This is a genomic window from Parabacteroides johnsonii DSM 18315 (assembly GCF_025151045.1).
GTDB lineage: Bacteria > Bacteroidota > Bacteroidia > Bacteroidales > Tannerellaceae > Parabacteroides > Parabacteroides johnsonii.
Window position 1 is genome coordinate 4,180,122 of record NZ_CP102285.1, and the last position, 20,227, is coordinate 4,200,348.

Genomic DNA, 20,227 nt, shown 5'->3' on the forward strand with positions numbered 1-20,227 from the left:
TTTTTCATCAAGACCAGCTTTTCTTTTGCCAAAAACAATTAGGAAAGCTACTCGAGACCCGGATGTAAAAGACCCGGACATCCGGGTGTAGGAGAGGTGCAGACCCGGGTATTCGTGGATTCTTGCCGGAGGTGTGGGGATGTTTATTTGCTATGCAAAGGATACTTTTATGCCCTGTTTTTACATCTTGTCCGGCGGAAAAGGGCGTTTTTTCAAATGACCATTTTTTAGGAATGACAACTCGGCGTTTTTCGATTTCTATAAGCTCTTTTTTGACCAAAGCTCGTTTTACTATACTGACCGCCCGGTGTTGCAACTCCGAATATAAAAGGCTTATTCACCATATTCGTATTGTATGATGGTACTAACAACAAAAAATTGGTTGTCAGCACTCAATACAAGACCATCTCAGGTGAAGATCTGGATGCTCGTAATGACATGTTCATCGTTAAACCGCAGGCAGCTCCTGCCTCTTACAAATCTCTGCCTAAACACGTGCGTATCCAGGCTATCAATGGCGACTATGCTGCTGTTAATGCAAAGAACCAGGCTATCGCAGTTCGTGAAGGCGACTTGAGAGCTGATGCTTATGACAACTTAGACTTTATTTTCTGGTTGGATACTGCTCATTATGACAATGCTGCTCCTTATACTTACTATATCACGAAGGGAGTTAAAGCAACTGAAGAAGTCGCTGCAAGCAGACTGTATATGTGGAATTCTGTAGACTCTGCTGCTGCAAAGGATGCAAACAAAGAACTCCCGTACATCTATGGTACAGGTGCAAACCGCGTTATGTTCCGCACAGCTTCTATCATGGCTCAAGATACATTGTTGGTCCCGACTTTGGATGCTGCAGCCAAGATCGACACAGTTTCTGTTGCAGCCGGTAAATCAGCCGATGGCTTGAAACATGATGTTAAAGCAGGAGTTAAGAACTTCCAGTTTAGTTTCGAATTTGCAAGTAAAGATTCTGAAAATGAATATAATATCGTGTGTCAGAACAACAATGGTAAGAATTATGTTCATAACATCAATGGTGTATTGGCAATGGGTCCGAAAGAGGATGCAGTAGTTGTAAATGTTCTTAATGTTTCAGCAGAAGACGAAGAAGCTACCGGTAACGAAACTATCACAACTGACGGTGTGAAAGTGATCGCATCTGAAGGCCAGGTTGAAATTACCGGAGCTGCTGGTAAGAAGGTTGTTATCAGCAATATCTTAGGCCAGCCAGTTGCAAACACAGTTCTGACTTCCGACAATGCAACGATCGCTGCTCCGGCAGGTGTAGTAGTTGTGGCTGTTGAAGGCGAAGCTGCTGTTAAGGCGATTGTGAAATAAGATTGAATTTATAATCAAATAATTCTAAAATGTTTGGCCGCGTGCCGTTCAACCGGCAATTACCCTGTGAGAGGAGAACAAGCGGCCAGATTTAATATTAATAATACTAAAGTATATTGAATTTAAAAGTTCATGTAGCCTTTCCCCTGTGAAGGACAAGGGCATACAAAAAACAAGCCCCCGAAGATGATTACCGTCTTCGGGGGCTTCGTTGTCTATCTCTCCGGTAGATTGAAAATGCCAGGTATGGGAAATCCGATAACCCTAGTGATACACGCAAAGGTTAGAAAACCAGAATATAAGCCCTGTACTTAGTCTCTCTTGTGACTGGGCAGAGAGAAATATATCCTTCTCTTATTTTTCCATCTTTCATTTCAAGTGGATAAGCCTTTTTCATGAAGCAGTGTTGTTCGTAGGCTTCTCCCGGTTTGTTTGTGTAGGTGATGCGCATGTCTCCCCGGGCGTTGGGAGCCAGGTATTTTTGGCTGATGCGCAAAGCGACCATCCCCATTGTATAGCGCATGTTCACTTCTATACAAGGGTGTATGGCGAATTCACCGTTTGTTTTTCTGCGATAGACCAACATGTCCACGCCCAGATAACCGGTATAGATGTTTCCATATATCTGCCGGATTGCCTCTCCGACAGCTTCTTTCAGTTGCTGGAATTTGTCTCCGAAGTTCTCGACGAAGAAACTTTCCAGATAGGCCTGTTCACCCAATACGTTTCCGGAATAAGCTCCTTTCTTTTCAGCTCCGAATACGGAAAGCCCTTCATAGCGTACGTTCCCGTTTCCGTCCGAATAAAACTCCATCGCGAAATCCTGGTGTTTGTCCAGTGCACATTCTATGCTGACACATCCCTGCTTGTTAAGTGCCCCCTCGATCCAGACACGGTCTTTTGCGGTCAATTTGCGTTCCGGCAACCAGAGCAGTCCCCTGCCGGAAGACGAATAGGGAGTCTTCAGCACGAAAGGAGCATTTTGGAGGATCAGGTATTTTTCCACTTCCCTCACTTTTTTGCAGAATTTAGGCGACACCGGCACGTCCATATCAGGCAGGAGTTCCCGTATTTTGTCCAGACACCCGGCTGCTGTCTGACGGCTTGTCAACCGTGTGTATTCTTCTTTCCATTCCGGGATCGTAAGGTTCAGGCTGCCGCTCTTCCGGAGTTTTTCAAAAAGGGAATGGCTGTGCGGGGAAAGTCCCCAAGGAGCAGCTTGCATTTCGGGTAGGTTGTCCTTCTGCTGTTTGATCTCCTTGCGTGAGATTAGCTTGGCGAACGGTCTGAGCTCCTTCGGTTGTAAGGAGAAGAAACGTGGCGAAGCGATCTCTTCCGTAAAAACAAAATCTTCCGGGTCCGCGTACCAGACGGGAAGATAGGATAACTCCCTGATCATCCTTTGCACGTTTGCTGGCGGAGTGTAATTTTCAGAGCCTTGTAGTATGGCGGTTTCGTGTCCTGGATTGAAAAAATGTATTTTAGATTTCATATTTTAGTTTGATAATAGGATGTACCGGACGCAGATAACGCAGAATACGCAGATAAACGCAGACTTATTTATTGATTGTCAATAATATCTGCGCTTGTCTGCGTATTCTGCGTTATCTGCGTCCGGTAAAACCGTTTTGAGATTTTATTCGAGGTTTTCGTCGATGGCATCGATCTTTTTAATGATGAGTGCCATCTCGTTTTTCAGCTTGTCGATCTTGCGTTCCATCTCTTTGAGCAGGCCACCGCCGCCTTTGGAGGAGATGCTCAGGAACCCGATGTTGTTTTCGTAAGTTTGAAGTTCGTTCTTCATCCGTTCGTACATACGCATCAGTTTCTCCCGTTCGCCGTATAGTTTGCCTTTACCCCGTTCGCCGTTGCTCATGTCGCTGAGGTTGCTGCGGAAAGTCTGCATCTTACGGTCGTTCTGGTCAACCTTGAGACGGTCGAATTGTTGGTCGACTGCTTCGTGATATTCCTTGTAAACCTTGTCTTTCTCTTTGAAAGGAACATGACCGATCGTGTTCCATTCTGCCATATATCCTTTCAGGACAGCGAGTGCTTCATCATGGTCGGCTTCGTCGAGCGTGTTGATCTTTTCGATCAGAGCCTTTTTAGCAGCTAAATTCGTTTGCTCTACGCTCTTTTGGGAAGATGCGTTCTTGTTCTTCTGTTCGAAGAAATAGTCGCAAGCCGAGATAAAGCGTTTCCAGACGGCATCGGAATGTTTGCGGGCTACCGAGCCGATCGTCTTCCATTCTTTTTGCAAGGCGATCATTTTTTCGGTTGTGCTCTTCCAATCCGTACTGTCTTTCAATGCTTCGGCTTTTTCGCACAAGGCTTTTTTCAGTTCGAGATTCTTTTCCATCTCGTCCTTTATATTCTTGTAGAATTCGCTTTTGCGGTTGAAATAAACGTCGCAGGCGGCGCGGAAACGTTCGAATATCTTCACGTTCGATTTTTTCGGGGCGAAGCCGATCGTTTTCCATTTGTCCTGCAGGGCAATTACTTCCTTATTCTTTTCTTCCCAGTCTTTGAATGATTTCAAAGCCTGGAAATCGATGTTTTCTATCTGCTCGCAAATGGCAGTCTTGGCTTCCAGGTTTTCCTGTTCTTTCGCTTTCAGTCCTTCGAAATGCTCCTGATGGCGTTTGTTGATAATCGTGGAAGCGGCTTTGAAGCGGGACCACAGGTCTTCGCGCAGTTCTTTCGCTACCGGGCCGATTTCGCGCCATTGCTGGTGTAGCTTCTGAAGCTGATGGAAAGCGGATACGACATCCGGTTCCGTTTGCAGTTTCTCGACAGTTTCGCAAAGAGCCGTTTTCATTTCTAAGTTCTTCTTGAAGTCGTAGTCGCGGAACTGGTTATTTATCTTGATGATGTCATAGAACTTCTCGCTGTATATCTGATAGTTCTTCCACAGTTCGCTGACATGCTCCTGCGGAACGGCTTTCACTTCTTTCCATCTCTGCTGGATGTCCTTGAAGTCGTTATATAGTTTGTTGAAATCTTCCTGGCTTTCAGTCAATGCTTTCAGCTGGTCGATCAATTGGAGTTTCAAGGCATAATTGGCTGCTTTGACCCGCTCTTCTTCGGCAAGGATAGCAGCCCGTTTTTCTTTGTAGACGTTGAGCAGTTCTTTGATCTTGCTTTCGGTTTCGTCTTCGGGGGCGACAAAATCCTTTTCTTCACCGCCGGCTGTAAGGAATGCTTTCTTCAATTCGTCCACTTCGCTCCGGTGGATTTTGTAATAAGCCTGTTTGAGTGCTTCCACCTCGTTGCGTGTCGTGTCTGCCGCCGCTCCTACCAAACCGGTCAGTTTCTCCAGAATTTCTTCTTTCGACAATTTTCCCGTGGTCGCAACGGTCTCTTCACCTGCCGCAACTTCATCTGTTTTGACTTCTGCTTCAGATGTTTCTTCTGCTGCAACTCCGGCGTCCGGTGTTTCGTTTGTTACAACTGCCTCCGCCGTGTTTTCCGGTGTTGTTTCCGGAGCTTTAGTTTCTTCCAATTTGCCGTTTTCTTCGGTTGGCAAATTAGCTTCGTGAGTGTCCTTCATATTCAATCGCATTTAGGAAAAGGATAAATGTATCCTATATCAAGTCACAAATTAAAGTAAATATTTTGGGATTACAGCATTCGGGAGCAAATAATTTGCAGGTAGATGTCAAAAATAGGCACGGATTCGACCAAATTCGGTGAAATCCGTGCCTAAATATAATCCTGTTTGAAATTATCCTAAGAACGAGATCAATACGCCAGCAGCTACGGCGGAACCGATAACGCCGGAGATGTTGCTGGCCATGCAATATTGAAGTACATGGTTTTTGGGATCGTATTTCAAGGCTATCTCATTCGCAACGCGGGAGGCCATCGGTACGGCGCTCAGTCCGGTCGCTCCGATCAGCGGGTTGATCTTCTTCTTCGTAAAGAGGTTGAACAGTTTGACGAAGAGAATGCCTCCCGCAATGGAAAGGGCAAATGCCAGGAAACCACCGATTACGATACCGATTGTCGTGAAGTTCAGGAACGCCTCGGTCGTCATGGTCGCACCGACCGATAACCCTAAGAAAATGGTCGCTGCATTCATGATGCTGTTCGAAGCGGCGTCGAACAGGCGGAATGTATTGGTTCCGATCTCCTTGACCAGGTTACCGAACATCAGCATACCGATCAACGGTACTGCACTCGGAACGAACAGGGCCACGACCGTCGTCACTACGATCGGGAAGATAATCTTCAAAACACGCAAGTTCTTGATCTCCGTAGTGGACGGATATTTCTTTTCCTGCTCCTTCATATTGATGGACAGCTCTTTCTTTGAACAAAGCAGCTTGACAACCAACGGGATGATAACCGGAACCAGTGCCATATAGGAATAGGCGGCAATGGCAATCGGCCCTAACAGGTGAGGAGCCAGTTTGATGGTTGTAAAGATGGCAGTCGGTCCGTCCGCACCGCCGATAATCCCTAAAGCAGCAGCTTCCTTCGGCGTGAATCCCATCAGGATGGCTACCAGCAGCACGGTGAAAATACCCAGCTGGGCGGCCGCCCCGAATATGGACAAACGCAGGTTACGCAGCATCGGCCCGAAATCCGTCAATGCCCCCACACCCATGAAGATGATAGGAGGAAGGAACCCGGTCTTGATCAGCATATAGTAGATGAAATTCATCAGCCCCAACTCATGCGCAATGTCATGGAGCGGCATATCCCAAATGTTCTTCATCACCCCGTGCACGTTGATCATGCCGTTTTCGTCGGCCTGTATCACCCCCATATCGCCTCCGGGGAAGTTGGCAAGCAACACGCCGAACGCGATCGGTACGAGCAACAACGGTTCATACTGTTTTTTGATACCCAAATAAAGCAGTATGAACGCAATGGCATACATGATCAAGAACTGCGGTTCAGCAATGATGTTGCTGAACGCAGTCATCTCATATAGATTTTGAAATATCTCGTTCATTACTGTATCGTCATTAATACGTCATCTTCAGAAACCGCGTCACCGGAAGCTAAGCAGATCGCAGTGACTGTTCCGCCAAATTCCGCACGTACGGCATTATAGGTCTTCATGGCTTCCACATAGCAAAGCACGTCGCCTTCCTTTACTACATCTCCCACTTTCACAGGCGTGTCCGAAGCTCCTTTCACTAAGAAAAATTTACCTTCCAGCGGCGAGAGCACTTCTTTGCCGGCACCGGCCGGAGCCGTAGCGGGAGCGGATGTCGCGGCTGTAGCAGCCTGTGTTTCTGCCGGGGCGGTATTCGCCGTGTCTCCGAATGCAACGGTCACTTTGTAGGCCTGGCCGTTCACATCGACGGTCATGACCTGCGGAGTTGTCGGCATGGCCATTGTCACACTGGCCGGGGCAGCTGGTGACGGAGTGTCGACCGGTTGGGCAGCCGCTTGCTTTTCAGCTTTTCTCTTGGCTACGTCGGCTTTGAATTCCACTTTGGCCTTTCCCGAACGGTAGGCTTCGTATTGTGCCGGGTGCATGGCGTATTCGAACAGTTCTTCGTCGTCTTCGCCTGTTTCCCATTGTTTTTCGTTCATCAGCTTGCGATACTTGTCGAGTGCGTCAGGATAGTTGTCCTGCGGGTTCCCTTCGAAGAATTTGCGTCCTTCGGCTTTCGCTTTCTCGATAATTTCGGGAGCCAACGGACCTGGCAGACGTCCGGCTTTACCTAAGATCATGTCCCAGATATCGTCGGCGATCATGCTCCAGCGGGCTTTCCCTTTCTCCATCTGCATCACGTTCATGAGCGCCAGGTTCTTGACATACTGGCTGAACGGGGTGACCAATGGAGGATAGCCGACACGCGGCCATACATAAGCCACTTCGTCGAACAGCTTGATCAGCAATTGATCTTGGCTCATGAGCGGCTTGTTGTTCTTGATATTGCTCTTGTTGATGGTCTCCAAGTTCTTTTCGAGGTCGGACATCAGGCTTCCCATCATACCGCCCGGCAGCCCCGGACCGATCAGCAACGAGTTCATCAAACGGTTCTTCGGGCTGATATACAAACCGAGGAAGTCATCCATGAATTCCTGGATCAGGCTGCGGACTTTCATATACGCCTCCATGTTGATCTCCGATACTTTATAGCCGGCATCTTTCAGCATCGCCTGCACGGTCAGCAGGTCTGCATGGCCTGTGCCCCACGAGAGCGGTTCCATGCCTACGTCGATGTAGTCGCAACCAGCGTTGCATACTTCCAAAATCGAAGCCACATTGAATCCGGGGCCGGCATGGCTGTGATACTGGACCGGGATTTCCGGATGCTTGGCCTTGATGTTGGCGACGATCTGTCCTAAAGAATGCGGACGGCCGATACCGGCCATATCCTTGATGCAGATCTCGTCTGCTCCCAGCTCGATCAGTTCCATTGCCATCTTGGTGTAGTAGTCCACCGTGTGGATCGGGGAGTGGGTGATGCACAATGAGCATTGCGAGATCATCCCTGCCGCTTTCGCATATTTGATGGAAGGAGCGATGTTGCGTACGTCGTTCAAACCGCAGAATGTACGGGCGATATCTGTTCCCTGTGCTTTCTTCACCTGATAGAACAACTGGCGAACATCGTCGGGTACGGGACTCATACGCAGGCCGTTCAGCGCACGGTCCAGCATGTGGGTTTGTATGCCGGCTTCATGGAACGGTTTCGTCCATTCGCGTACGGCTTTGTTTGGGTTTTCACCGAATAATAAGTTTACTTGTTCGAATCCTCCGCCATTGGTCTCTACGCGGGCGAAGCATCCCATCTCGATAATGGCCGGTGCCACCCGTGTTAGCTGGTCTACGGTGGGGACATATTTTCCGGCAGATTGCCACATGTCACGGAAGACCAAACTAAATTTGATTTCTCTTTTCATGATATTCTATATGTATAAATGCTATTATAATTTCTCGATCTTGACGACTTTCCCTTTTCCGCCTGTCATAACGCTTACAGCCGATACGATTGCGGCGGTTGCCTGGTTCGTAATGCCGGCAGCCGGTGCAGCAGTCTGCCTTTGTGGTGTCGTTTGTTTTTTAACGATAATCTCTTCGGGCGCATATTTGTTTACCAGTACGATCAGGCCCTTCCCAAGATAGATAACGATCATCAGGATAGCAAAAACAGTGGTCATTCCTACGATCATTAACAAAAGTCCAGTTTCTATGTTTTCCATACTCATTTATTGACGGGAAAGCGTGCGGTTGGTGTGGCTGGCACAATCCTTCCCAAGTTAAAAATTCAGCTACAAAATTAGAAAAATGTCTGAAACTCACTTATAGATTCTTCATAAAAAATATGAAAAGGGTTCGGACTTTTCGTATCTTTGCCTCCCTGAAAACAATTTGTAATTAAATCATGGGAAACTTCTTTACATCACTATTCTCTTCCTCTAAGGCAGCAACGCCCGAAGAAGAAAAAAGCAAGAACGATCAGAAAAATTTCGATATTCTGAAATATGATGGTGTCCGCGCCCAGAAGATAGGGCAGGTGGCGTATGCCATCAAATGTTTTACCGGAGCGTTGAAGTTACAAGAAGATTTCGAGACGATGACGTATCTGGTCGCTGCCTATACGACGGCGAATAAGGCAGAGGACGCGCTCGAAGTGCTGAACCGTATGGTGGAGCTTGAGCCGGACCATATCAATACGCTGCTGACAAGGGTGAACGTGCTTTTCATGTTGGACAAGGATGCGGATGTGATCGCCGATTGCCGGCATATTCTTGAATTGGAAGAGACGAACCATCTAGCTTGGTTCCTGATGGGGAAGGCGAAGCGGACGACTTCCGATCCGCTGGGGGCTATTGCCGACCTGACGAGAGCGATTGCTTTGAAAGAAGATTTTACGGATGCCTATTTGATGCGTGCCCGGATATTGTTGTCGATGCAGCAGGCGACCGAAGCGCTTCCCGATGTGGAAAAAGCCATTACGCTGGCTCCGGAAGAAGAAACATCCTACCTGCTGCGCGGTCGTATCCATGAAGCGATGGGAAATATCGACGCTGCTACGGCCGATTATCAGAATGTGTTGGAACTGAATCCGTTCAACGACGAAGCGATGCTGCTGGTCGGCCAGCTCCTGATCACACAGGGACGTTTGGATGAAGCGATCACTTTCTTCGACGAAGCGATCGACCTGAAGCCGGATTTCGGCAAAGCATACGCCGAACGGGGGCGTGCCAAGAACTTGAAAGGGGATAAGGAAGGCGCTTTCGAAGACCTGAAAAAATCCATCGAACTGAACCCCGAAGGCGATGAGGCCCAAAAGTTGGAAGGGCAGCATACGAACTTCAACGATATGTATAAGGGAGGGATCTTCTGAAAAGATGTATAAGGGGGAAATCTTCTAAAAAGATGCCTGATAAATTGTATGTTCCGACAAAATGGAGTAAATTTGTATCTATCATAAAAAGAATTGGATATGACCATATTTGACGAGTATAAGACATACAAAGGCGAAGTTGAAATCTCTCCTTCATTGCTTTGGGAGTATGACCTGTCCCATTTTGACTGGTGGAAAACAAGGAAGGTGGTGGTTCAGCGCATCATCGAAAGGGGATGGCTGACAGATTTTTATGCCGCGTTCAAATTGTATGGCGGCATAGAAGGATTCAGGGAAATAATAAAGGAAGTTCCCAGCCTGTCTCCAAGGGACATGAATTTTGTCTGCGTTGCCTTTGACCTTAAAAAAGAAGAACTGAGATGCTATACACGGAAACTGTTGCGGGACCAACTCTTGAGCTCCTGAAGAAATTGGAAGCGGAAGCTGCCATGTCGGATTTTAATCTGGCTGGTGGGACATCTTTGGCCCTGTATTTAGGGCACAGGATCAGTGTTGATCTGGATCTTTTCACTCCGAAACCGTTTGACGCGAAGAGTATGGAGGAGTTCCTTGCAGCCAAGTATGGATTTCGTACTGACTTTATGGAAAAAAATACGTTAAAAGGCTCCATAGCCGGTGTCAAGATAGACTGTATAACCCACTCTTACGACTACCTTGAAGAGCCATATACAGAGTCGGATATCAGATTATACAGCATGCGGGACATTATTGCCATGAAACTTTCCGCCATTGCGGACAATGGTTCGCGCTTAAAGGATTTCATTGATATAGCTTTTCTTTCTACCCGCTTCCCTTTCAACTCCATGCTGAAAATGTATGAGTGTAAGTTTCCCAGTTCAAATGTCATCAGACCTTTCAAGGCCATAACTTACTTTGATGACATAGACTTTGAAGAGGATATTGTCATGCTGAATGGCAAATATGAGTGGAAACTTATCGAGAAAAGATTGATTGATATGACGAGGAAACAAGATAAAGTTTTTGAGTCGTTTCCGTTGTCCCAAAAGAAGCAAACCAAAATATGCCATGATTAACTTGTAACCTTCCGAAATATTACTTATTTACCCCAAAAAACAGGATATCAAAGTTATAACTACCGGATTTCGGCAAAGCATACGCCGAACGGGGGCGTGCCAAGAACCTGAAAGGGGATAAGGAAGGCGCTTTCGAAGACCTGAAAAAATCCATCGAACTGAACCCCGAAGGCGATGAGGCCCAAAAGTTGGAAGGGCAGCATACGAACTTCAACGATATGTGTAAGGGAGGGATCTTCTGAATGAGGAGGATGCTGATTTTACAATAACCCCTGTTTTTTCTATTTCACCCCGGATACGTCTGGTTTTCGGGGTGTCTTTTTGCAGGCAGTACGGTACATTTTTGTGACGTACTGCCTGTACGTCTGCGCGGTTTGTTTCCGGTATATGTGTTTTTGTCGATCCGGATCTTGTTTTCTCTGACAATCCGGTAAACCTTAACTTCCGGTGAGTTGGATATCCGGAGCCGGCTTGGAGAGGGTGCAGGAATATGGAGCGTATAAGGAACTTCGTCTTCGGATTTCCGGCAACTTTTTCCCGTGACGACCGTCTTCATTGTGCTGACGACCGTTTTCACGCTGGGTGAACTGCGCACTCCGGGGCGATGAAGACGGTCGTTATGGGAAAGAGCTGCGCACCTCGTGGAAAACACCTCCGGAAATGTTTTTTGAAGGATGCCAGAGAAACCTTTTGGAAAGGTGGTTTTGATAGCTTTTTTCTTGTTTATAGGGGCGTTTTTTACAATATCCCCAGGCTTCCCCCCCCGTATTTTTACCGATTCGGTATCAGGTCGGTCTCTCCTAAAAATAAACCTTATTGTCATTCCATGCTTATTGTACGGTTTTTCAAAATACCCGTTGGTCTGAATCGAAACAGTAGTGCATGAAATTGGGATTTCTACCCCATATATTTTAAATTACCCGCAGGGGTAATATTTTTTAAGAAACATGTGTTTGGATAAAGTATTGAAATATAAACTAATACAAAATTCGTTCGTTCGATAGGGGATATTGTATGTTTTAACATTTTGGTTTTAGGGAAGAGGCCTTTAGTCGTTGTCGGTGCTGACTTCCATCCGGTAACCCTTGCCTCTGACAAGTATGATCTTAAGATTCTCAAAACCTTCCAATTGCTTTTGTAACCGTTCTATCCCATGCGAGATTCGGCTTCTGTCGTTCTTTGATATCTCATCCGTCTTAATACCATATACATACACGAGTATATCGTGGTAGGTCAGCATGAAACTTTCTTTCTGAATGAAATGCTGGAAATAAAGCAGGCTGTCGCCGGATAACGAAACTTCTTTGTCGTCCTGTTTCAAGATGCCATGCTCTTCATCAAAAGAAATATTTCCCGGTAAAAGCGTCCATTGAATCTTGATTTGCGGTTCATGCATTTTTTCTACGATCTGTTCGACGTCGATACTTGCAGCGAGGTGAGATCGTCTATGTTTTTTCCGTACTATATAGATGAACAATGCTGTTCCGGACAACCAGACTGCGACAAGCATATAAACGGGCCAACAGCCAGCCAGCCATCGATAAGGCAAATGCACATAAGGTTGCAAAATGATTTTCTGTCCGGCATCCAAATCTTTCCGATAAGAAACGGCATCCAATGCTGTCGCTTTTCTGTAAAAAGCCTCCGGTCGGCTGATCGTCACTTTGTCTCCGACTGCACATTGTATGGCAACGGAACCTCGGATTTTCCGGTTGTCCAGTTCCGCTTGAAAAATACTGTCCAAATGGTGACGATTCGGATCATCGCTTATCAAACATATTTGCTCGTACCAGTTCCTCTTTTCCTCGCCTGAAATGGTATTGGGTGAAAGTCGGGAATCATATTGGAAAACAAAAGTTGTGATATACTGTTTTTTCTCTTTTTCGATCGCTTTGAAAAAGGCGATCCCGGCTTCTTTCAGGTTCGCTTTTTTGCGTTCGGATATAAACAGATGGCCGACAAAAACGATAAACAAAGATGATAGCATGTATGCACATAATAGAAAAGAGAAGTGCTTGTCGAAGCTATTTGCTGAGTTTTTGCTGGGATTATTCATGTTTTTTTTATTGATATAAGTTGAAAAAAGGTAGACGTTCGCCCTGTTTGATAATTGATTTTCTGCTATTTATGATTTTTCAACCTTTGTTCAACCAAAAAACAGCCCGTTTTTCTTAAATAACCATATCTTTGCAAGGTTACCTCCAAGAAGCTATGATCCTGAAAAAAGGTCTACAAATATAAACTTCTATTTTAGATAAAACAATGAAACGAACATTATTAAAATTTTTAACCGGCATCGTCTGCCTTACGGGAATATATTTTTGTGCCCAAACCGAAAAAGAAAACTTGACGGACTTGGCTTTGGACAATATTGAGGCATTAGCACAAGGTGAGAACACAAATCTTTACTGCTTTGGAGAAGGTGATATTGATTGCAAAGGAATAAAGGTGAAGAAACGTTTTGAAGGATTTCGATGAAAAACATCCTATTAGACATATTTTATATAGGAATTTTATTAGTCGTAGCCTCCTGCTCCCCTTCCAGTCCTTCCGGTTATTCGCGTTATGGGGTTTTTCCGGAAACAGACGAGGTGACAGTCGGTGAGACCGCCTTGGATTCCGTTTATTTCCGTTATCCTTATCGGGTGGAGATCGGAAACGGGCTGGCCGTTTTGTTGGATTTGCACAACGATAGTCATTATCTGTATGCTTTTACCTATCCTGATTGGCAGCCTGTCGCGCCTTTCGGGAAACGTGGGGAAGGGCCGGAAGAGTTGCTATCCGCAGATCGGGTGCGGTTGTGTGCGCCGGATTCGGTCTGGGTGTTGGATGCCAATCGGATGCAAATCACGCGCTGGTCAGTCGATGTGGCGAACCGGCAAGTCTCACGTGCCGAAACCGTTTCTTTAGATAAACGGTTGCTGCGCACTCTTGATTTCTGTAAGACTGCCAACGGTTTTCTGGTTGACGATTACACCGGTGAACACCGTTTCCATGAAATCGGGATAGACGGGCGGATTATCCGCAGTATGGGGGCGGTCCCGACCGAAGATGAGGGAAAACGGGAGAATCCGATGGCGTTGGCGCAAGCTTGGCGCAGTTTCATGGATTATGATCCGCAAGGAGGGATGCTGGCCATCGCGACCCAATTGGGCGAAGTGCTTGAAATCCACAATCTGAAAACCGGGTTTCATACTGTCCTCTACGGTCCCGGCGGAGAACCGGTTTTCTCTTCGCAAGGCAATGAGGCATTTCCGAAAGGCATCAAGGGATATAACGATGTGCAAGTCACGGATAAGCATATATATGTCACGTTCGACGGTATTGCTTTCAAGGAAAAATACCGGCAATACGAAACCGGCGAGAAAGGACTTGAAGGAGGTCGATACCTATATGTTTTCGACTTGCAGGGCAATCCGGTCCGGAGTTTCCATCTGAACCGTTCGGTGTTCGGGCTGTCCATCAATGAAAAAGACGGGATCGTCACGTGCACGACAACAGATATGGATAAACCGATTGTTACATTGAATTTGTAAAATGGCATGAATTATAAGTGGATAATATGGGTTGCTTTAGTTCTGTTCAGTTCCTGTAAGGAAGGGAAGAAAGAGCAATTTGCCCGTCTGGTTCAGGAATGGCAGGGGAAAGAGATCGTGTTTCCACAGGATATGGCGTTCACCCGTTTCGTCACCGAGTCGGTGGACTATCGGATACCCGATGCGGAATATAAAGTATTGGTTTACGTCGATTCGGTCGGGTGTACCAGTTGCAAACTGCAATTGCCGAAATGGCAAGAGTTGATCGCCCATGTCGATTCGGCAACAAACGGCAACATTCCGTTCATCTTCGTCTTCCAGTCGAAAGACGACCGTGAGTTGCGGTACATCCTGAAACGTGACAACTTCGACCGCCCGGTCTGTATCGACCGGAACAATCGGTTCGACGAGCTGAACCAATTTCCGCAAGATATCACCTTCCAGACCTTCCTGCTTGACAAGGACAACAAGGTGAAAGTAATCGGCAACCCGGTGCACAACTTGGCAGTCAGGGATTTGTATCTGAAACAGATAACCGGCATACAATATCAAGAAGCATTGCCCAAAACAACCCTCGAAACGGAACAAGCGGAATACGATTTGGGAACGGTCAAAGAGGGAACAACCAAGAAGCAAGCGGTCACAGTCCGAAATACCGGAACAAGCGTCTTCAAGTTGAAAGGTTTTACCACCTCTTGCGATTGCACCGAAGCAACCTGCGACTGGAAAGAACTGCAACCGGGAGAGAGCGGAACAGTTACGGTCAGTTACGAAGCGGAACAGCCGGGAGATTTTTATCGAACGGTAGAGATATATGGAAATATTCCCAATAACTCGCTGATGGTGAGTTTTATCGGGACAGTTAAATAGAACAATTAACAGGAAAAAGAAAGGAGTTCCTGCCTACCGCCTCACAAACGTTAGCAGAAACTCCCGGACTTTTCCTCATTCAATAACTAATAAAGAAGGAGGTGAGCACAAAAGTAGTAAATTTAGGAACAACAGCAAAAGGGTTGGGAATCACCCATTCCGGGAAATGAAACTGGACAAAAGATTCAAAACTAATTATAAGTCTATAAACCCCATCAAAATAATACGAAAATGGGAAAGAAAATCATCGGCGTTATCGCTTTTGCTGCAATCGCCGTAGCGGCAGGCTGGAATTATCAGCAGAATAAACAGGATGTTGAACTCTCTGACTTGGCGTTGGAAAACATCGAGGCGTTAGCAAGAAATGAAGGTGGAAAGAACAATAAGGCATTGGCGCAAAAGGCGAATGGAGAATATTGTTGTACTCCTTTAGACGGTAATAACTGTACTCAATCACCGGCCTGTTAGAAGGTAGGAGATATGTCAAAATTCAATTTGTAAGAAATATCTTATAAGATAAATTTTGACATATCTTTTTGAATACTTCTAATCATCAAATTATTTCAAATGGGAAAGTATATTTTTTTTCATGATAAACAGAGAGTCTGGCTTTTTGCTTGCTGGGTCTTTATCGCATTCGGTTGCCTTCCTAAGGAACAGAGGTTTGCATCTGTTCCTGGCATAGAAGTGGACGTAGCTTCAGATACAGAGTTAAAATTGTCAGAATACTTTGAGAATTTTCGAATGCTCAAGCTTCCGACAGATACTCTTATGGGAGAGATAAAAAGTATAAAGTGTGAAAATAATAAAATTTATATTTCTGATGGACTGACTCTTTTTATTTTCTCCGAAGAAGGGGAATTAATCTCTTGCTTTGAGAAAAGAGGTGAAGCTCCAGATGAATATTCTGGGATTTCAGATTTTGTGATAGACGGTGAAGATATTATAATATTGGATAGGAATCAACAAAAAACAATAACGTATGATCATTTAGGAAATAATATTTCAACATTTCATCTCGAATACTATGCACAAGCTATTTCACCGATAGTGAATAATACGTTTTTTTTATATAACGGATTTGATACAGGTCACAAATTGCATCGGATTAGAAATTGGAAAGAGGATTCCGTATTTTTGGAAGTAAATAAAGACCAAACAGGATACTTGTTCATATTCGCTCATCACAATTTTTATCAAGATCATGACTCTGTTTATTTTTTTCAACCGATCAATGATACTATTTACAAGTCTGTTGACGGCGGAAGTATGGACCCGCTTCTCTACATCGATTTTAAAGGGAAAAATATACCTACATCTTTTTTCAGTGATAAGAAATATGAAAACGTTAAAGATTTTTTCGACAATTTGCATAAGAGATCTTATGCCTATGGCGTTTATAGTTTTATAAGAAGTGAACGATTCACGATGTTCGGCAGTTTTTATCAGAAAAATAAAAAATTAACCTTATTCGATCATAAAAATAAATTATCGAATACTTTCGGTACAATTAAAGATGACGTTTGTTTCAAGGGTTTGACGATCCCTATATCCCAGTTTATTTATCATGCAAATAAGAGCGGTTCTATCATTGTCCCGCTGGAAGCTTATTCTGTAGTTGAATGGCGGAATACACACACACCGTCTGAGCCATTTGAAAGTCTAATCAATACAACTCGGGAAGATGATAATCCATTGCTTTTGATCTTCGATTTCAAACAATAGAGCCAACTTGCAAAAGTTATTTTTGTCATAAATGCACTGATTGACTGTTCTGCTGTTTAAAACGATCTAAAAGCTTTAAAAATGAATTTTGTCGGAATTGATGAATAAAAAAAGAAAGGAGTTCCTGCCTATAGCCTCACAAACTTCAGCAGAAACTCCCGGACTTTTCCTCATTCAATAACTAATAAAGAAGGAGGTGAGCACAAAAGTAGTAAATTTAGAAATAACAACAAAAGGGTTAGAAATCACCCGTCTCGGGAAATGAAACCGGACAAAAGATTCAAAACTAATTATAAGTCTATAAATCCCTAAAAATAAAACGAAAATGGGAAAGAAAATTATCGGCGTTATCGCTTTTGCTGCAATCGCCGTAGCGGCTGGCTGGAATTACCAGCAGAACAGAAACGATGTCAAACTTTCGGATTTGACATTAGCTGATGTAGAAGCATTAGCAGACAAAGAAGTTGGATGTGTAAATGGAACTCAGAATACCCGATACTGTTTTCTTTCCAACGGAAGATATAAATGTGACTCTTATTGGATTTGGAATTGTGTGACAGAAGTTAATAATTAAAATCAAATAGGTATTGAAAGTCTTTGCCATAAATGTTTAATACAATGGCAAAGACTATATTTGTTCTTGTTATAAAGATAGTTACAGTTATAATAAAGAGAAACGAAGATACTTTATTATTTATATTACATAAACCTGTTCATATGGCAATAAAATTACAAGCAAGCATTTTCCTCTTTAGTCTGCTTATACTGATCGGATGCCGGAATGTCCGGAATGAGAGTTCGGAAATAAAAGACGATCCGCAAATAATGAATGTATCCGGGCAAAAGCAGTTATACATGGGAGAGACAGACTATCCTACATCCGGAACGATCCGTTATTATGAACAGGATGGCAAATCCTATGTTGTTCAATGCAATGACAGGATGCGTACAATTGCTGTTTATGATTATACCACCGGTAAAAAGGTGGGGGAAAAAGATGTCAGCCGGTTATTGCCAGGAGGTGAATTGTTTGCCTATAACAGTGACACGATCGTTTCGACAATAGATGCCGACCCCTCGATCGTCTCCTTTTATTGTCCAGAAAACCGATCATCTATGAATGTTCCGGTTGTTGTGGAGGAACATCATATCGAACAGTATCCGCGCTGTTTTCCGGAAGGGGCTATTTTTATGAATGGAAAGTGGTATTTTTCCTGTTATAGATTAGGAGAATATCCGGAATTGATGGACAAAGGGAAAGATCGTCTTCCTGTATTGGAAGTCGATTTCCAAAAAGATAAATGGGAATTTATCGGAGGATATCCGGAGTTGTATGCACAAAACAATATGGGAAGTCTGAATTATTGGGTTCCTTTCATATGCGGGAATACGGAAGAAAACAAAATATTAATTGGCTACAGTGCGTCTCCGGACATACATATCTATTCGGTAAAAGAGCGAACAACAGAGTCTGTGTCAATAAAAAGCATTTATGCAGATACAATACCTCTGCCTTTGACTAAAAAAGGAAGAGACTATTTTTCAGATTCTGATTCTTATTATCACTTTGCGCAGTATCCCCACTACGGCCCTCTTTGTTATGATCCTTGGAAAAGACTATATTACCGGTTTGTCGGTATTGGATTAAATGACTGGGAACTGGATAAAAATCCATTGCTCCAGTACCAAAAGAAATGGTCTGTCATGATTTTTGACCGCTCTTTTAAAAAGCTCGGCGAGAAGGCCATTGGTGATAAATACAATACTATCTATCATTTTGTTTCACCAGAAGGTTTATATATCCTGGACAAAGACAAAAACGAAGATATTGCTACTTATTCATTATTCACCGTTAATTTGTAGATGATGAAACACTTCTTTTTATCCATACTGTTCTTTTTCTCTTTATCTTGCACCTTTTCTCCAAAAGATTTTCGGATTCCGGAAATAGAAAAATGGTTATCCTCGCATGAAAAAAGGTATGATTATTGCATTGTTATTCCCGGAGCAGGATGCGACGGGTGTATCTCTGGGGCGGAATATTTTGTTGTAGAGAACTATCAAAGAGCAAACGTCTTATATATTTTTACAAAAATAGAATCGGTGAAATTGCTTAAACATAAATTGGGAGATAATATCGTAAATGCCCCTAACGTTTTATTAGATGTGGATGGCACGTTCGATAAAAACGGGAATAATCCGAATGACATATATCCGGCCATTTATAACATCAGCCAAAATAAGGTTACGGATGTAAATTATATGTCACCCCAAAATGGTATGGCTATGGAAGATCTGAAAAAGCAATTTGAAAAAGAAGCTGTGTTTAAAATAGATTTGGAATCATATATAAAACATGGAGATTGCGGTAGGCAAATAAAATTGAGCGATATTACGGACAGCGTGACCTACATTCCTTTAAAAACAAATTATAATTTGCCGATAGCGGAAATACAAGAAGTAAGAACAACCGATGATTTCATTTTTTGTCTGGATACGCAACAAAAGTTGTTTTGCTTCAATCGTAATGGTGATTTTATCACTCTGATCGGGAAACGGGGAGAAGGCCCGGAAGAATATATAAATATAGCGGATTTTGATGTGGATGGCCGGAAGGGAGAAGTGTATTTATTTGATTTGCAAAGGCATTTTATTATGGTCTATACTGTGGACGGCCGTTTTTCGAGACGGATAAAATTGCCGGATAACATATTGAATATCGCCAAGTATTATGATTCTCAGTTTATAGCCTATGCTCCTGAATATTTGGGCAATGAAAGAGACAAACTTATTATCTTTAATGATAAGGGAGAAGAAAGAGACAGCATTTTATTTCAACAAGAAGAGAATATCAGTAACACAAAAATAGATATATTTAAAATGGCGACATTTACTTTCCAGAGCCATTTTCTATGCAGGTTACCTTTCAGTGATATCACATACGCATTGACTCCGATCGGGAATCAATATAAATACGTGGAATTTCAGCAAGGTAAATATAAATTGCCATATGAGATCGGAAGTAATGTGGAATCTTATAACGAGAACCTGAACAGTTCTTATATTTTTGAACCCCGTTTCTACAAATGTCAGAACCTGATATTTATAAATTTCTTTTTTAAGATGAACAATTACCAACTTCTTTATAATTCAGATAAAAACGTATTTTTTACCGTGTTCAAGGGGAAATATCCTGTCGGTATTGAAAATGACATAGATAACGGTCCTCCTTTTTGGCCGGTTTATATCAAAGGGGATCGGGCTGTAGGCATTGCCACCGCCTTCAATTCGGAATATGACAATCCTGTTTTGCAAATTATAAATATAACCCTTGAAAATAAAGAGTGAACGAAAATATTTCAATTAACGAAATATGAATTGT

19 protein-coding genes and 1 pseudogene are annotated in these 20,227 nt (G+C 43.8%); 13 read left to right on the plus strand and 7 right to left on the minus strand.

Translation table 11 applies throughout. From position 1 onward, the window contains the following. Positions 1–378: 378 nt before the first annotated feature. Entirely contained in the window at positions 379–1,341 is a 963-nt protein-coding gene (locus NQ564_RS19380) for a DUF6383 domain-containing protein (protein WP_278736784.1), read from the plus strand. A 283-nt stretch (positions 1,342–1,624) separates the two neighbouring features. On the opposite strand, the gene NQ564_RS17100 is transcribed toward NQ564_RS19380, so the two are convergent. The 5 genes from NQ564_RS17100 to NQ564_RS17120 all read right to left on the minus strand — a co-directional run bounded on the left by NQ564_RS17100 (position 1,625) and on the right by NQ564_RS17120 (position 8,511). Beyond that, positions 1,625–2,833, minus strand: a complete 1,209-nt coding sequence (locus NQ564_RS17100) for a hypothetical protein (RefSeq protein ID WP_008153241.1) — start codon at positions 2,831–2,833, stop codon at positions 1,625–1,627. A 144-nt stretch (positions 2,834–2,977) separates the two neighbouring features. Then, positions 2,978–4,891 (minus strand): DUF349 domain-containing protein, encoded by a 1,914-nt coding sequence (locus NQ564_RS17105; protein WP_008153240.1) that lies wholly within the window; start codon positions 4,889–4,891, stop codon positions 2,978–2,980. 174 nt (positions 4,892–5,065) lie between these two features. Next, positions 5,066–6,301, minus strand: coding sequence for a sodium ion-translocating decarboxylase subunit beta (locus NQ564_RS17110; RefSeq protein ID WP_008153239.1), 1,236 nt, complete (start codon positions 6,299–6,301; stop codon positions 5,066–5,068). After that, positions 6,301–8,211: a biotin/lipoyl-containing protein gene (locus NQ564_RS17115; protein ID WP_008153238.1), complete on the minus strand. Its 1,911-nt coding sequence runs from the start codon at positions 8,209–8,211 to the stop codon at positions 6,301–6,303. The genes NQ564_RS17110 and NQ564_RS17115 overlap by 1 nt, the downstream gene beginning before the upstream one ends. A 24-nt stretch (positions 8,212–8,235) precedes the next feature. Further along, the gene (locus NQ564_RS17120) at positions 8,236–8,511 is read right to left on the minus strand and encodes an OadG family protein (RefSeq protein ID WP_036606705.1); all 276 of its coding nucleotides are present in this window, start codon (positions 8,509–8,511) and stop codon (positions 8,236–8,238) included. 182 nt (positions 8,512–8,693) lie between these two features. On the opposite strand from NQ564_RS17120, the gene NQ564_RS17125 reads away from it, so the two are divergent. The 4 genes and pseudogenes from NQ564_RS17125 to NQ564_RS17140 form a co-directional block, all read left to right on the plus strand. Beyond that, entirely contained in the window at positions 8,694–9,659 is a 966-nt protein-coding gene (locus NQ564_RS17125) for a tetratricopeptide repeat protein (protein WP_008153234.1), read from the plus strand. Between the two features lie 99 nt (positions 9,660–9,758). Next, positions 9,759–10,085 (plus strand): DUF6922 domain-containing protein, encoded by a 327-nt coding sequence (locus NQ564_RS17130; protein WP_008153233.1) that lies wholly within the window; start codon positions 9,759–9,761, stop codon positions 10,083–10,085. Then, on the plus strand, positions 10,040–10,714 hold the full coding sequence (locus NQ564_RS17135; protein WP_050771073.1) for a nucleotidyl transferase AbiEii/AbiGii toxin family protein: 675 nt from the start codon (positions 10,040–10,042) through the stop codon (positions 10,712–10,714). The genes NQ564_RS17130 and NQ564_RS17135 overlap by 46 nt, the downstream gene beginning before the upstream one ends. A gap of 62 nt (positions 10,715–10,776) precedes the next feature. Continuing rightward, a pseudogene (locus NQ564_RS17140) lies at positions 10,777–10,956 on the plus strand (tetratricopeptide repeat protein); the annotation flags it as partial. Positions 10,957–11,000: 44 nt separating this feature from the next. Here NQ564_RS17140 and NQ564_RS17145 read toward each other — a convergent pair. Together NQ564_RS17145 and NQ564_RS17150 are read right to left on the minus strand one after the other, a co-directional pair. Beyond that, positions 11,001–11,366 (minus strand): hypothetical protein, encoded by a 366-nt coding sequence (locus NQ564_RS17145; protein ID WP_129650286.1) that lies wholly within the window; start codon positions 11,364–11,366, stop codon positions 11,001–11,003. A 396-nt stretch (positions 11,367–11,762) separates the two neighbouring features. Beyond that, a complete protein-coding gene (locus NQ564_RS17150; protein WP_227963179.1) occupies positions 11,763–12,701 on the minus strand; it encodes a DNA-binding response regulator in 939 nt (312 codons plus the stop codon). A 275-nt stretch (positions 12,702–12,976) separates the two neighbouring features. Between NQ564_RS17150 and NQ564_RS17155 the strand changes: the two genes are divergently transcribed. The 8 genes from NQ564_RS17155 (at position 12,977) to NQ564_RS17190 (ending at position 20,193) form a co-directional block, all read left to right on the plus strand. Further along, on the plus strand, positions 12,977–13,192 hold the full coding sequence (locus NQ564_RS17155) for an NVEALA domain-containing protein (RefSeq protein ID WP_008153221.1): 216 nt from the start codon (positions 12,977–12,979) through the stop codon (positions 13,190–13,192). Continuing rightward, positions 13,189–14,250, plus strand: a complete 1,062-nt coding sequence (locus NQ564_RS17160) for a BF3164 family lipoprotein (protein ID WP_008153219.1) — start codon at positions 13,189–13,191, stop codon at positions 14,248–14,250. The genes NQ564_RS17155 and NQ564_RS17160 overlap by 4 nt, the downstream gene beginning before the upstream one ends. 6 nt (positions 14,251–14,256) lie before the next feature. Then, positions 14,257–15,120, plus strand: coding sequence for a DUF1573 domain-containing protein (locus NQ564_RS17165; RefSeq protein WP_129650288.1), 864 nt, complete (start codon positions 14,257–14,259; stop codon positions 15,118–15,120). A gap of 231 nt (positions 15,121–15,351) precedes the next feature. Next, entirely contained in the window at positions 15,352–15,588 is a 237-nt protein-coding gene (locus NQ564_RS17170) for an NVEALA domain-containing protein (protein ID WP_008153213.1), read from the plus strand. 99 nt (positions 15,589–15,687) lie between these two features. Next, positions 15,688–16,845, plus strand: coding sequence for a 6-bladed beta-propeller (locus NQ564_RS17175; RefSeq protein WP_008153211.1), 1,158 nt, complete (start codon positions 15,688–15,690; stop codon positions 16,843–16,845). A gap of 325 nt (positions 16,846–17,170) precedes the next feature. Further along, a complete protein-coding gene (locus tag NQ564_RS17180) occupies positions 17,171–17,419 on the plus strand; it encodes an NVEALA domain-containing protein (RefSeq protein ID WP_129650290.1) in 249 nt (82 codons plus the stop codon). A 143-nt stretch (positions 17,420–17,562) separates the two neighbouring features. After that, a complete protein-coding gene (locus tag NQ564_RS17185; RefSeq protein WP_039848377.1) occupies positions 17,563–18,708 on the plus strand; it encodes a DUF4221 family protein in 1,146 nt (381 codons plus the stop codon). 240 nt (positions 18,709–18,948) lie between these two features. After that, positions 18,949–20,193: a 6-bladed beta-propeller gene (locus NQ564_RS17190; RefSeq protein WP_157632090.1), complete on the plus strand. Its 1,245-nt coding sequence runs from the start codon at positions 18,949–18,951 to the stop codon at positions 20,191–20,193. Positions 20,194–20,227: the final 34 nt, after the last annotated feature.